This is a genomic window from Brevibacillus sp. JNUCC-41 (assembly GCF_014844095.1).
Lineage (GTDB): Bacteria > Bacillota > Bacilli > Bacillales > DSM-1321 > Peribacillus > Peribacillus aracenensis.
In genome coordinates this window covers 2888351-2901109 of the sequence record NZ_CP062163.1, presented here as the reverse complement: position 1 = coordinate 2901109, position 12759 = coordinate 2888351, and the positions used below count along the sequence as shown (strand labels likewise).

Annotated in this window: 15 protein-coding genes; 1 reads left to right on the top strand and 14 read right to left on the bottom strand. The window is 43.5% G+C overall.

All coding sequences use genetic code 11. The features are described 5' to 3' along the window. The first annotated feature begins 75 nt into the window (after positions 1-75). A complete protein-coding gene (locus tag JNUCC41_RS14085; RefSeq protein ID WP_076367452.1) occupies positions 76-588 on the top strand; it encodes a gamma carbonic anhydrase family protein in 513 nt (170 codons plus the stop codon). A 75-nt stretch (positions 589-663) separates the two neighbouring features. On the opposite strand, the gene paaX is transcribed toward JNUCC41_RS14085, so the two are convergent. The 14 genes from paaX to JNUCC41_RS14015 all read right to left on the bottom strand — a co-directional run bounded on the left by paaX (position 664) and on the right by JNUCC41_RS14015 (position 12640). Beyond that, positions 664-1545, bottom strand: a complete 882-nt coding sequence (gene paaX / locus JNUCC41_RS14080) for a phenylacetic acid degradation operon negative regulatory protein PaaX (RefSeq protein ID WP_142244574.1) — start codon at positions 1543-1545, stop codon at positions 664-666. An 85-nt stretch (positions 1546-1630) separates the two neighbouring features. Next, on the bottom strand, positions 1631-2407 hold the full coding sequence (locus JNUCC41_RS14075; RefSeq protein WP_192203543.1) for an enoyl-CoA hydratase-related protein: 777 nt from the start codon (positions 2405-2407) through the stop codon (positions 1631-1633). Positions 2408-2474: 67 nt separating this feature from the next. Next, on the bottom strand, positions 2475-3683 hold the full coding sequence (locus JNUCC41_RS14070) for a 3-oxoadipyl-CoA thiolase (protein WP_192203542.1): 1209 nt from the start codon (positions 3681-3683) through the stop codon (positions 2475-2477). Continuing rightward, entirely contained in the window at positions 3680-4552 is an 873-nt protein-coding gene (locus tag JNUCC41_RS14065) for a 3-hydroxyacyl-CoA dehydrogenase (protein ID WP_192203541.1), read from the bottom strand. The genes JNUCC41_RS14070 and JNUCC41_RS14065 overlap by 4 nt, the downstream gene beginning before the upstream one ends. Before the next feature lie 116 nt (positions 4553-4668). Further along, complete coding sequence (locus JNUCC41_RS14060; protein ID WP_192203540.1) at positions 4669-6189, bottom strand: aldehyde dehydrogenase family protein; 1521 nt, start codon at positions 6187-6189, stop codon at positions 4669-4671. A gap of 23 nt (positions 6190-6212) precedes the next feature. Next, a complete protein-coding gene (locus tag JNUCC41_RS14055) occupies positions 6213-6986 on the bottom strand; it encodes an enoyl-CoA hydratase-related protein (protein ID WP_192203539.1) in 774 nt (257 codons plus the stop codon). A 10-nt stretch (positions 6987-6996) separates the two neighbouring features. Next, positions 6997-7773: an enoyl-CoA hydratase/isomerase family protein gene (locus JNUCC41_RS14050; RefSeq protein ID WP_192203538.1), complete on the bottom strand. Its 777-nt coding sequence runs from the start codon at positions 7771-7773 to the stop codon at positions 6997-6999. Further along, entirely contained in the window at positions 7770-8075 is a 306-nt protein-coding gene (locus JNUCC41_RS14045; protein ID WP_034314904.1) for an EthD family reductase, read from the bottom strand. The genes JNUCC41_RS14050 and JNUCC41_RS14045 overlap by 4 nt, the downstream gene beginning before the upstream one ends. Positions 8076-8095: 20 nt before the next feature. Then, positions 8096-8593 carry a 1,2-phenylacetyl-CoA epoxidase subunit PaaD gene (gene paaD / locus JNUCC41_RS14040; RefSeq protein ID WP_192203537.1) on the bottom strand — a complete coding sequence of 166 codons (498 nt, stop codon included), beginning with the start codon at positions 8591-8593 and terminating at the stop codon, positions 8096-8098. A 24-nt stretch (positions 8594-8617) separates the two neighbouring features. Then, a complete protein-coding gene (paaC, locus tag JNUCC41_RS14035) occupies positions 8618-9418 on the bottom strand; it encodes a 1,2-phenylacetyl-CoA epoxidase subunit PaaC (RefSeq protein ID WP_192203536.1) in 801 nt (266 codons plus the stop codon). Beyond that, on the bottom strand, positions 9408-9767 hold the full coding sequence (gene paaB, locus JNUCC41_RS14030) for a 1,2-phenylacetyl-CoA epoxidase subunit PaaB (protein WP_192203535.1): 360 nt from the start codon (positions 9765-9767) through the stop codon (positions 9408-9410). The genes paaC and paaB overlap by 11 nt, the downstream gene beginning before the upstream one ends. Before the next feature lie 18 nt (positions 9768-9785). Next, positions 9786-10742 (bottom strand): 1,2-phenylacetyl-CoA epoxidase subunit PaaA, encoded by a 957-nt coding sequence (gene paaA / locus JNUCC41_RS14025; RefSeq protein WP_192203534.1) that lies wholly within the window; start codon positions 10740-10742, stop codon positions 9786-9788. A gap of 127 nt (positions 10743-10869) precedes the next feature. After that, positions 10870-11109, bottom strand: coding sequence for a ferredoxin (locus JNUCC41_RS14020; protein WP_192203533.1), 240 nt, complete (start codon positions 11107-11109; stop codon positions 10870-10872). A 202-nt stretch (positions 11110-11311) separates the two neighbouring features. Next, complete coding sequence (locus JNUCC41_RS14015) at positions 11312-12640, bottom strand: phenylacetate--CoA ligase family protein (protein WP_192203532.1); 1329 nt, start codon at positions 12638-12640, stop codon at positions 11312-11314. Between the last annotated feature and the right edge of the window lie 119 nt (positions 12641-12759).

Genomic DNA, 12759 nt, shown 5'->3' with positions numbered 1-12759 from the left:
CCCTCCCTGTCAATTTAATGTTATACTATATTCATTAGAAAAACAATTCTGACTTTTTCAAAAAGGAGCGAGACTATGATTATTCCGTATAATAATAAAAAACCATCCATTGATGATACTGTTTTCGTGGCACCTGGCGCTCATTTAATCGGTGATATTTCGATTGGGAAAGACTCTACCATTTGGTTTAATGCCGTACTGCGCGGTGATGAGGATTCAATAACGATAGGAGAAAAATGCAGTATACAAGATAACTCCACCATTCACTTATTTGAAGGGTGCCCAGTTGTCATTGAAGACGAAGTGACGGTTGGTCACAATGTTATCCTGCATGGTTGTAAAATAGGCAAACGATCCATTATTGGAATGGGTTCGACGATATTGGATAATGTAGAGATCGGTGAAGAATGCATCATCGGAGCGAACACATTGATTTCCTCTGGCAAAATCATACCTCCACGTTCACTCGTGATCGGTTCCCCAGGAAAAGTGGTTCGCAGATTGAATAATAAAGATCTTGAATTGATTCAACTTTCTATCGATACATATGTTCAAAAAGGGAAAGACTTCAAAGGTATACTTGATTAATTATTGCAAAAGTCGAAAAGTTAATGTGAAAAGAGCTTCAGCAAGTCGTCATTAGCGACTGGCTGAAGCTCTTTTTCACTTAATGATAAGTGGATGATCCTTGGCATCATAGGTTTCGTCTTTCCGGCATAAATCATTATTTTCCTGAAATACGCTTTCAAAGAAACGGCTTGCTGGTTCAGCCAAGACTTGATAATATTGGCTAAATAAAAGAGCAGCATGGTTCCCATTCCACTTTGAAGGCAGAAGTTCCTTTGGCAGGCCTGGATCGATAAATAAAAATTTACGGTATTCATGTACCAAGTTCGTTCGTTCCACAAAACAATCGGCATCGGACATTTCGCCCCTGTTAATAATGCTTTGATGAACGATGAATTGTTTGCTGTATTTCTCGATGAATTCTTCATATTTATTTTCAATCTCTTCCAAATGCCAGCTTTTCTCTACAAGCGATTGGTTTTCTTTAGGGCCTTTGTACTCCGAAATGAAAAAATCAACATATTCTTTGATGTCATATTTCTCGATCAAACGATTGATTTGCTTCTCCAAATCATTAGGGGAAATCCAGCAACCACTTGAAAAACTGCCAAACCCGCTCCATAATAATTCTTTACGGAGATCATCCCGTAATTGCCGCTTATCTTCAGGTATCGTGTACATTAAGATACGCCATTTACCGTCCCATTCATTCGGTTTCATCTTATATATGCGATTGGCCGCTTCATCCATTCTCTGCACACCGCGATCAGTCAAAAAGTAATAGCTTTTATTTCCCTGCTTCTCTGACTGGATCCATCCTTGCTTGACCATTCGTGAAACGGCTACACGTACGCCCTGCTCATTATGGCCGAATTCCTTCAATAAACGAATTAAACTGCCTATCCAGATTTTATTTCCATAGTTACGGATATAATCGCCGTATATCGTAAAAATCATGGATTGAGTGTTAGTACCTATCTTTCTCACCTCGCCCTTACATTGTTACTATTTTCACACGGAAGACATAATAATTATTATATCTTTTTAAAAAGAAAGCGCAATGTTATTCACCAGTAAATCGTGCTTTTCTCCGTTCACTAAATGCCAGGAGCGCTTCCGATCTGTCTTGAGTCGGGATGGTCAATTCATAGGCCTTTCCCTCTATGGCCATTCCGGTTTGCAAGTCCGTATTCATTCCTTGGTCAATCGCATATTTGGCTTGTTTAACTGCAATCGGCCCATTTTTCATGATATTGGCTGCCAATTCCTCACAGGCTGACATAAGTTGATCCCTTGGCACGGCCCTCAAAAGGATCCCTAATTGACATGCCTCTTCTGCAGTCAGTTTTTTAGCGGTGAAGATCAATTCCTTCGCTTTCATTTCCCCAATCAATCTCGGCAGCCGCTGTGTACCTCCTGCCCCAGGAATAATGGCCCAGCTAGTTTCAGTGAGCCCCAAAGAAACACCTTCGGCAGCAATTGCAAAGTCACATGAAAGCAGCCATTCAAATCCTCCCCCCAATGCATATCCATTGACGGCAGCTATCGTTGGCTGTGGAAGCCCTGCAATACTATTAAAAACATCGCGAATCGCTTTAACGTTCCTTCTTACTTCCGCATCATTCAAAGACTTCCTTTCTTTTAAATCCGCGCCCGCGCTGAAGGCCTTTTCCCCTGCACCGGTAAAAATGACAACACGGATATCGCCGTCATAATGAACTGCATCGATGACATCCTGCAGTTCACAAAGTGTCTCATAGTCGAAGCAGTTCAGTACGTCGGGCCGATTCACTGTTACATAGCCGATTTGATTTATCACTTTATATATAACCTTGGACATGAGTCTCTTCCCCCTTTAAAAAAATGACCCTTATGCAGATAAAACTAATAAGGGCCGACCACCATCTTCAATCTTTTTCAATATTTTCTATAATGGCGGAAATGCCTTGGCCAACGCCTACGCACATCGTCGCAAGACCATAGCGGACATTCCGCTTTTTCATTTCGTGGACGAGCGTCGTTAAAATACGCGCCCCGCTTGCACCGAGCGGATGGCCAAACGCTATTGCCCCGCCGTTGACATTCACTTTCTCATGATCCATTTTCAATTGGCGGATACACTCCAAGGATTGGGATGCGAATGCTTCATTCAATTCCACTAGCCCGATGTCTTCAATCGTCAAACTTGCCCTCTCCAATGCTTTTTTGGTGGCATGAATCGGGCCAAGGCCCATAATGGACGGTTCTAATCCCGCTACCGCCCCTACTACATATTTGGCCAGAGGTTTCAATCCAAGCTCCCGTGCTTTTTCTGCACTCATCAAAAGTAATGCCGAGGCTCCATCATTTACGCCTGAAGCATTACCGGCCGTTATAGTGCCGTCTTTAAAGATCGGTTTGAGTTTTGCCAACTTTTCGATGGTCGTGTCAGGACGAGGGTGCTCATCCTTCTCGACAATGACTTCATTCCCTTTACGATCCGTATATCGAACAGGTACGATTTCATTAATGAAACGCTCATTTTCCACTGCTTTTTTCGCTTTTTGCTGGCTTTGATATGCGAATTGATCTTGGTCCTCCCTTGAAACCGAAAAACGCTGGGCGACGTTTTCAGCCGTTTGAGGCATCGAATCCGTACCATACATTTCTTTAAGTTTCTCATTCGTGAAGCGCCATCCGATTGTTGTATCCTGAAGCTCCATTGAACCCCGCGGAAATTCACTCTCAGGTTTGGCCATGACGTATGGCGCCCTTGTCATGCTTTCGGTACCGCCTGCGATATAAATATCGCCTTCACCTACAGCAATGGAGCGTGCAGCATACATGACGGCATCCAATCCTGATCCACACAAACGATTTATTGTCGTACCAGCCACATTTACCGGAAGACCAGCTAAAAGGGCGGACATCCTGGCCACATCGCGATTATCCTCTCCTGCTTGATTTGCATTCCCGAAGATGACATCTTCAATTTGATCCGGCGGCAGCTCTGGATTGCGATCGGTCAGCGCCTTGATTACAATTGCACCGAGGTCATCCGGGCGAACGCTTTTCAAAGCTCCTTTATATCTTCCGATTGGTGTTCTCACAGCATCAATAATCACAACATCCTTCATTTCTTCACCAGCTCGCCATCTTTTGTATAATCGTACACACCTTTACCTGTCTTACGGCCGAGTCTGCCAGCTTTAACATACTGTTCAAGAAGGGGGGCCGGGCGGTATTTTTCACCAAGTTTACTATGTAAATATTTTAAATTATTCAAACGGGCATCCAATCCCACCAAATCACCTAGCTCAAATGGTCCCATTGGGTAATTCAGCCCTAACTTTATTGCCTTATCGATTTCTTCTGGCGTACCTAAACCTTCTTGAAGCATAAAGAACGCTTCATTACCAACCAAACAGCTGATCCTGCTAGTTACAAACCCAGGGAATTCATTAATGACCACGGTTTCCTTCCCCATTTTTCCGGCTACCTCTTTTATTATGGCTGCCGTTTCATCACTGGTTTCAAGACCACGTACAATTTCAACGAGCGGCATCTTTTGCACCGGATTGAAAAAATGCATGGCAATCGTTTTTTCAGGACGCTTTCCATAAGAACCAATTTCGGTCGGGCTCATCGTGGAAGTATTGGTTGCAAAATAACAGTCTTCTTTTGCATGGACTTCAATCGTTTCGAAGACCGCCCTTTTAATTTCCGCCTTTTCCGGAACTGCTTCTATGATCAAGTCCGCATATGCTGCTGATTCTTTCAAATTGGAAGAATAGGAAAATCTGCTTTTTGCAGCTGCCGCTTCTTCCTGGGTGATTTTTTGGTAGCGTACACCCTTCTCAAAAATTCCATCGATCTCTTTTCTTGCACTTTCCAAAGCATCCTGATTCACATCCACCAGTACTACATTAAAGCCCCCTGTTGCTCCAACATAAGCTATTCCCCTGCCCATGACACCAGATCCGACAATCACTAGATTTCTAATCATTCGTTCATTCCTCCTTCAAAAATAAATAGGGCTGGCTACGATGAATCAGATCAGCATTCATCCATTCCTGAATTACTTTTCCGACATACCGATCAGCCAGCCACCTATTTTATGTTTTATTGAATTCCAAAGGGATTTAAGGGACGGCTTCCATGATAGGAAATGATGCTTTTCGTTTCTGTATAAAGATCAAGTGTCTCAATACAAAGTTCCCGGCCGAATCCTGATTGTTTATACCCTCCGAAAGGTGTTCCAGGAAATGCTGAGAATGGGCAATTCACCATGACGATTCCCGCTTCTATTTGATTGGCCACTCTAGTCGCACGCCCGCCATCTTTTGTCCAAAGAGCCGAACCCAAACCGAATTCCGTATCATTTGCGAGTCTCACGGCTTCTTTTTCATCTTTGAATTTCATTATGACAACGACCGGCCCGAATATTTCCTCTTTCACTACATCCATTTCATGATTGACATTAGCTATGACCGTTGGCTCATACCAATAACCGTTTTCGAATCCTTCAATGACAGCTGGCTTTCCTCCTGTCAGGATTTTCGCACCGTCAGTAATGGCAGATTGCACATAATTGTCGATGACATCCAATTGCCCTTGATCTATGACTGCACCGACGTGTGTTTCTTTGTCGAGCGGATTGCCCAATTTCAATTTTTTCGTTTTTTCCACGAATCTGGCAACGAATTCGTCGTATATGTCTTCATGTACATATAAACGGGATCTAGCTTCGCAAGATTGTCCAGTATTGTAGAATATGCCATATAATGATCCATCGATGGCTGCTTCAAGGTCTGCATCGTCAAAGACAATATTAGGGGACTTCCCGCCAAGCTCCAATGTCACCCTTTTTAATGTCTGTGAAGCTTTGCCCATGAGATCCCTGCCGATTGGCGTAGAACCCGTAAAGGCAACCTTATTCACTTTCGGATGCTCGACAAGGTAATTCCCTACGTCCGATCCTGGGCCTGGAATGATATTGACCACACCGGAAGGAACACCAGCTTCTAAACAGATTTCCCCTAATACAATTGCCGTCAATGGCGTTAACGAAGCTGGCTTAACGATGACCGAACAGCCAACTGCAATTGCAGGTGCAATTTTCCACGCTGCCATCATCATAGGGTAATTCCAAGGGATGATTTGAGCACAAACACCTACTGGCTCTTTTTCCGTATAGTTATGGAATTGACCAGGTACATTATTGACAGATCCGCGGTGTGCAACCAATGCGCCTGCATAAAACTCGAAATCTTCAATTGCCTGCATGACTTGGCCTTGTGCTGCAGAAATGGATTTGCCGCTGTTCAGAACTTCCAATTCAACCAATTCATTAAAGCGTGAACGCATGATTGCTGCAATTTTGTTCAATACACGAGAACGCTTATTAATCGGAGTCCTCTTCCATTTCCCATTATCAAATGCTTCACGTGCAGCTTGAACAGCTTTTTCTGCATCTTCCCTTGTTGCCTTTGCAACCTTGGCAATGATTTCACCAGTTGCAGGATTGTACGCATCAATCGTGGAACCATCAGAGCTTTCCACTCTTTCCCCATTAATGATCAGATGATAATAATCACGCTTCATTTCCGCTTTTTCAAATGCCGCCTCTTGAACTCTTACCATGTAATCCCACTCCCTTTTCTATATTACTTGCCTATGAATTGAGCCTTCCTTTTTTCAATGAATGCTGCCACACCTTCTGCATAATCCTTCGTTAAGCCAGCAATTCGCTGACCCTCCGCTTCTTCTTTTAAGTATTCTTCCAATGAAAGGTGATAGGACGCCTCTAAGTATCTTTTAATTAACCCGATTGCTTTCGTTGGCTTGTTCGCGATATTCTCTGCAAAGGCTTTCAATTGCTCGTTCCATTCTTCCACACCGATCACTTTTGTAGCGAGCCCGATATTTTTCGCCTCGCTAGCCGGAACCTTTTCCCCCAATAAAGATAATTCCAAGGCTTTCGCATGACCAACGATCCGCGAAAGGTAATACAGATTCCCCGAATCAGGTATCAATCCGATATTGACAAAAGCATTTACAAAACTGGCTTTTTCAGAAACAAGCCGAAAATCGCACGCCAGTGCTAGGCTGAAGCCAGCCCCTGCAGCCACTCCATTGACTGCGGCAATGATCGGCTTTTCACAGTTTGCTATTTGCTCCATCATCGGACCGTAGGCTTCCCGCAGCACCTGGCCTAAATTCATGCCTTCATCAACATCCGATAAATCTTGTCCCGAACAAAAGGCCCTGCCTTCCCCTGTAATGATAATGGCCCGCACTTCATCCGACCCCGCAGATACTTTGATCGCTTTCTGTATTTCCTTATTCATTTGGGACGTAAAGGCATTCAGTTTATCAGGACGGTTCAAAGTAAGCCAAGCCACTCCATTTTCAACCCCATATTTGATCGTTTCGTACATAGAGCACCCCTTATCCGCCTGTGAATTTCGGCTCCCTTTTTTCAACAAATGCTTTCATTCCTTCTTTTTGGTCCTCTGATGCAAAAAGAATATAGAAGTTCTTCCGTTCAAATTGCATGCCCTCATATAAGGGATAATCAACTGCCTTATTGACGGATTCTTTGATCAGCCTTACTGCTAACGGGGGTTGCTTTGCTATCTTTCTAGCAAAATCAACCGTTTCTTCCATTAACAATTCAGGTGCCACGATCTTATTAATGAAACCATATTGCAGGGCTGTCTTTGCCTTTATCCTTTCAGCCGTCAACATCCATTCAAGTGCCTTCGTCTTGCCCACCAATTTCGTCAACCTTTGGGTTCCTCCTGCACCAGGCATGACTCCTAGTGTCACTTCCGGAAAGGAAAACTGGGTATCGCTGGCGGCAATCAGGAAATCGCAGGATAATGCAAGTTCAAAACCACCGCCGAATACAAAACTTTTCACCGCACCAATTACAGGCTTCTTGACTAGGCTTATCCGGTCCCAATCGGCAAATTGGTTCGTTAACTCCATACTGATTGGGCTGTCGTTCACCATCTCGTCGATATCAGCTCCAGCGGAAAATGCTTTCCCATTGCCCGATAGCAAAATCACCTTCACTTGTGGGTCCCGGTCGAAATCCTCCATGGTTGAAACTATTTCCCTGACCATTTTCCTGTTAAGGGCATTCAGTTGTTTCGGCCGATTTAAAGAGATATAACCAATGCCTTCCGCGATTGACGTTTCAATGAATTGAAGCGCATTCATTTTATTTCTTCGCCGATCATCATCGTTACAAGTTTCCCTGCAAAGCCCATTAGGTCCTTCCCTGATGCTTTTCCTTCCGGAGAACGCATTCCTTGCTGCAATGCGTCGTGGTCTTCATAATACATTTCACAAAGAATGTAATACTCGGAGTCTTTGCCCATTGGGGTCCCTACAATTTTAGTGACCTCCATTTTTTGGAGACCTGGAATTTTTTCCGTTATCGGGCCATGTACATTGAAATAGTGCTCATCGAATTCTTCCTTGTTTTCAGGTTGTTTGTATAGGGCGATTAACTTTACCATTTTATAGAACCTCCATTGTATTAAATTATTTTTATCATCGGTTTCATCGCTTCGAACGGATTTTTGCATGCTTTACAATATAAAATGCTGCGGCAGGCCGTTGGACCGAAGATATTTTCCATCGTGACATATGTCGATTCACAATATGGGCAATCCACATGCCATGACCCATCACTTTTCATTTGTCGAGGAGGAGGGGAGATTCCGAAAACCTTCAATCCAGCTTTCCCTTTTTCCGTAATTCGATCGGATGTCCACGAAGGGGAACGTAAAAATTCCACATTTACATTTCTTACGGCAGGCAGCTGTCGAAGAGCTGTTTCCACATTTTTTTGGATGATCGACAATGCCGGGCACCCAAGAAAAGTTGGCAGCATTTTTACCGAAACGTCCTGGCCCGAAACCTTAACGTCTTCAACCATCCCCAAATCCAGGATACTTACTGTATCGATTTCGGGATCTTTAACGTCTTCCAGGAGCTTATAAATTTCTTCTATGTTTAACTGTATGGTCGACATGGTACCCCTCCCCTTTTCATTGATTCACCATGAAGCTGCTTTATCGGTTGCGTACACTTCACTTAACGTTTCTAGCGCCTTTTCCAAATCTTCCGTATGCTGGCCATTACGGCCATCACCTCTTGCCATGCCTATTTCAATAGTTGTTGCTAATCCTACACTTTCAAAAATTGGGGTGATAGCCTCGATCCATTTTTTCTGTAAGTCAGCTTCGCCTTCTATCAAGCCAAGCTCCACCATTTCCTCTCCATATTGCCCAAGTGAAAATACCCCGGCAAAATCCGGCATTGTTTTCCCAATAGCCGCTTTCATCCTTGATACCGCTTCCAAGTGGCCAGATCCCAGCAATTGGACGAACCATGTTTTCCAGTGCATCAAATGATAGTAAAGTTCCATCTGTACCTTTTGTGCCACTTCAGCAAGCGGTTCATATGAACATGAATGAAGGGATCGAACCTTAATCGCTTTGGCTTGGGTATAAAAGTAATTCCGCACGACCGCAAACGCCCAATCATATTCCGGGTCTTTCATATAGTAACCAGGACCATTGACCAATTCGAGAATGATCGCATTGCGCCGTTCCTTTGCGGGACGGTCATGAGCCAGTTTATCTGCATCACCTACACCGAGTTCATCCAGCAATTTATAATATATGGCTGCATGCCCCATCGTGTCTTGAGATATCGAAGCGGATGCAACATCTTCTTCGATATGCGGTGCGAGTCCAAGCCATTCTGCACCACGGTATGAATGGATGAAGTCATCATCCGCCAGTTGAAGCAGCAATTCCTTGATTGCGATGTCCTTCAATGATTCATTCTTCATTTTTTACACCTCCAGCCCAAGACATTATCTCTTTTTCATCGAGCATTCCCTGCTCATACTTCCGCCATTTTTTCTTTAAATACCCGTACCCTTTTGTGGTCCTGTAATCTTTATTATCGATACGTTGAAGCGTTTTCTTTTCCTCGACCGTCATTTTCCGTATATTCCGTCTTTTCACGACCCAGATATCATCAACCGCTTCACGTCTCATAAAGTTTTCTTGTGCCATCATGATGGCGATATCCTCATTTGGGGCCAGCAGGCTGAAGTGGTATTGAACGGGTGCTGATTGCGTTTTACGGCTGAATACTTCAAATTCTTCAAAGTAATTTCCTTGTCTAGTTTCCATATCGTCCTTCCCCCCTCATTAGATGACCTTTGGCGCCAACGCCTCACGTACCCATTTATTATTTTCATAAGAAATTCTTCGAAGGCTTAAGCGATCCTGCGAACGGGGTCCTTCATTCCTTGCGAGCACCTTCAATTTCCCCCAATCGGGCTGTTTGTAAATCCAGGTTTCAGATGCTTTATCAAACCTAAGCGTTTCATCGGGAATGCTAAAACCGAGTGAAAGGATCCGCTTCACATATTTAGAAAAAAAGGCTTGTCGAAGCTCTTCATTCGTACTGGTTCTGATTCTGTACTTAATCGTTATATCCTGTTTGGATGTGCCCACTTCATTCTTGCTGGGAGGTCCAAAGAAAAGTAATAAAGATTCCCACCAATAATCGATGGAGTCTTGAACCAATTTCCTTTGTTCTTCCGTCCCTTCAGCCAAAGCCATGATGATCGCTTCACCATGTTGGGCGTGAAAAACTTCTTCCGCGCAAATCCTTTGTAATGCCCGGGCATAAGGTCCGTATGAGGCGCCAAGCATGTTCGTCTGGGAAATGATGGCTGCACCATCAACCAGCCAGCCAATCAATCCAGCATCGCCCCAGGATTTGGCTTCCATATGGAAAACATTATGAAACTTTAAATCTCCTTTAAACAAATCTTGCATTAGGTCATCCCGTTTTTTTCCGTACGGCTTTAGCAAATCCTCGGCAACCCGAAGCAATAATTGCCCATGCCCCATTTCATCCTGCACCTTTGCCATGATTCCAAGTTTTCTATTTAAGGTCGGGGCTTTAGGCACCCATTCCTTTTCTGGAAGCGCCCCCATGATTTCACTGATTCCATGCATCGATATTAACTTGATTAAAGTGCCCCGGTATTCATCCGGCATCCAATCATCCGCTTCTATCTTTTCTCCTGCTTCGATTCTGGCAATGAATTGATTTAGCTTTTCTTCTCCTGCCATATCATTTAAAAGAACGTTCATCCAAATCACCTCATTTTATAATATAACGTTTATATAACGTTATTATATTTTATTGTTATACTCAATGCAAGACTATTCTGTCTTTTTTCATAATAAAAGGAAATTATCAGTGCTTTTCACGAATCTTTTAATCCACTAAAACTTTAAAGGGCGAAGTTTCCACTTTAATTGAATCTGTTGGGCAGCCTTCCATTGCATCATCCAGGTCATCCAATAACTCCTCCGCGACCTCTGCAGTTCCCTCATTTTCATCCAGGATGACAAACGCCACCCCCTCATCATTGTAATCAAAAATTTCCGGGGCAGAAGCACCGCATGCACCGCAGGCAATGCAAGTTTCTTGATCAACAACTGTATATTTAGCCAAGATGCCCTCCTCCTTCCCTATTTCATGATCGGTCCTTATCTCCGCTTCCAATAAGGGTTAAACCCATGGTCAACCACGAATGCATCCGCTTTATGTATCGCGTTTTCGCACCACTTGTTCGAGTTCTTTCGCTTCCCGTATTTCAATCGGTACATGAGCAGTCATATACTGAACGTCAGAATCATGTTCATGAGCGTGGAATTTATAAACTAATGACTTCATCCTTCCGCTTATCGACGACACGAATTGCTTTTCCTTCTGAACGGGGTATGCTTTTTGGAATGTTGACAACAACATCCATCGTTACAAGACATGTGGATTTCAAATGATGCTGTATCGTTTTCCTTAATATCTCTACATTCCCATGCGATAAGTCTTCTTCAATCTCCTTATAGAAACCGCTTTCAATTTCAATATGCAGTTCAACACCGTCCATTTTCCCTTTCTTAACGAGATGAATCTGATAATGAGGAACAATTCCATCCATTTGGAATAATACACGCTCAATTTCAGAAGGAAATACATTCACTCCCCTGACTATGATCATATCATCCGTTCTGCCTTTAACACGTGACATTCTAGTTGTGGTCCGCCCGCATTTACACGGTTCATGGGTAATTGAAGCGATATCGCCCGTCCGATAACGAATGATTGGCAGCGCTTCCTTTGTAAGGCTGGTAAAGACAAGTTCCCCATCTTCGCCGTCCTCCACTGGTTCGAGCGTGTCCGGGTTAATGACCTCGACAAGGAAATGGTCTTCTGCGATATGCAGTCCATTCTGTGCTTCATGGCATTCTATCGCAACGCCGGGCCCCATGATTTCACTTAGTCCGTAAATATCGATGGCTTTCAAATTCAGTTTTCTCTCAAGTGTTGCCCTCATTTCCTCTGACCATGGCTCAGCTCCGAAAATCCCATAATCAAGCCCGTTATCTGCAGGATTAATTCCCATCTCTTCCATCTTTTCGGCAATATTCAAAATATAAGTAGGGGTTCCACAAATGCCGCGCGGTTTAAAGTCATTGATGATCGTAATCTGCCGATCGGTATTTCCCCCTGAAATGGGCACTGTCGCAACTCCTAGCTTTTCTGCACCACAATGCAAACCAAGGCCCCCGGTAAACAGACCATATCCATATGCGTTATGGAAAATATCTGACTTGCGACCTCCTGCTGCTACAATTCCACGTGCGACGATTGTTGCCCAATTTTCCAAATCATTTTTCGTATACCCGACAATTGTAGGCTTTCCGCTAGTTCCGGATGAACCATGAATGCGAGTGACATCCTCCATCGGAACGGCGAATAAACCGAATGGATACTGATCACGTAGAGTCTGTTTTTTTGTAAAGGGAAGCTTTATCACATCGTTTAGGGTTTGTATATTTTCTGGTTCCAGGCCCATCTCCCTGAATTTCTCTCTGTAATAAGGTACATTTTCATATACATGGCTTATCGTTTTTTTTAGGCGAGCCAATTGTAAGCTTTCCATTTCAGCACGCGATGCCGTTTCAATTTCCGGATTGTACATTGTTTCAGTCCCCCTTAATTTTACTATTGTCCCACCCGATATACATAACGGTAATAAAACGGAGATTAAGTTATTGTTATGATTCATTTCAAGATTAATACGTCATTTCTACGTTGTCA

Bases quoted from the DNA above. Each gene is read 5' to 3' on its own strand.
- JNUCC41_RS14085 (WP_076367452.1), top strand. From the start codon at position 76: ATGATTATTCCGTATAATAATAAAAAACCATCCATTGATGATACTGTT.
- JNUCC41_RS14075 (WP_192203543.1), bottom strand. From the start codon at position 2,407: ATGTCCAAGGTTATATATAAAGTGATAAATCAAATCGGCTATGTAACA.
- JNUCC41_RS14070 (WP_192203542.1), bottom strand. From the start codon at position 3,683: ATGAAGGATGTTGTGATTATTGATGCTGTGAGAACACCAATCGGAAGA.
- JNUCC41_RS14065 (WP_192203541.1), bottom strand. From the start codon at position 4,552: ATGATTAGAAATCTAGTGATTGTCGGATCTGGTGTCATGGGCAGGGGA.
- JNUCC41_RS14060 (WP_192203540.1), bottom strand. From the start codon at position 6,189: ATGGTAAGAGTTCAAGAGGCGGCATTTGAAAAAGCGGAAATGAAGCGT.
- JNUCC41_RS14055 (WP_192203539.1), bottom strand. From the start codon at position 6,986: ATGTACGAAACGATCAAATATGGGGTTGAAAATGGAGTGGCTTGGCTT.
- JNUCC41_RS14050 (WP_192203538.1), bottom strand. From the start codon at position 7,773: ATGAATGCGCTTCAATTCATTGAAACGTCAATCGCGGAAGGCATTGGT.
- JNUCC41_RS14045 (WP_034314904.1), bottom strand. From the start codon at position 8,075: ATGGTAAAGTTAATCGCCCTATACAAACAACCTGAAAACAAGGAAGAA.
- paaD (WP_192203537.1), bottom strand. From the start codon at position 8,593: ATGTCGACCATACAGTTAAACATAGAAGAAATTTATAAGCTCCTGGAA.
- paaC (WP_192203536.1), bottom strand. From the start codon at position 9,418: ATGAAGAATGAATCATTGAAGGACATCGCAATCAAGGAATTGCTGCTT.
- paaB (WP_192203535.1), bottom strand. From the start codon at position 9,767: ATGGAAACTAGACAAGGAAATTACTTTGAAGAATTTGAAGTATTCAGC.
- paaA (WP_192203534.1), bottom strand. From the start codon at position 10,742: ATGAACGTTCTTTTAAATGATATGGCAGGAGAAGAAAAGCTAAATCAA.
- JNUCC41_RS14015 (WP_192203532.1), bottom strand. From the start codon at position 12,640: ATGTACAATCCGGAAATTGAAACGGCATCGCGTGCTGAAATGGAAAGC.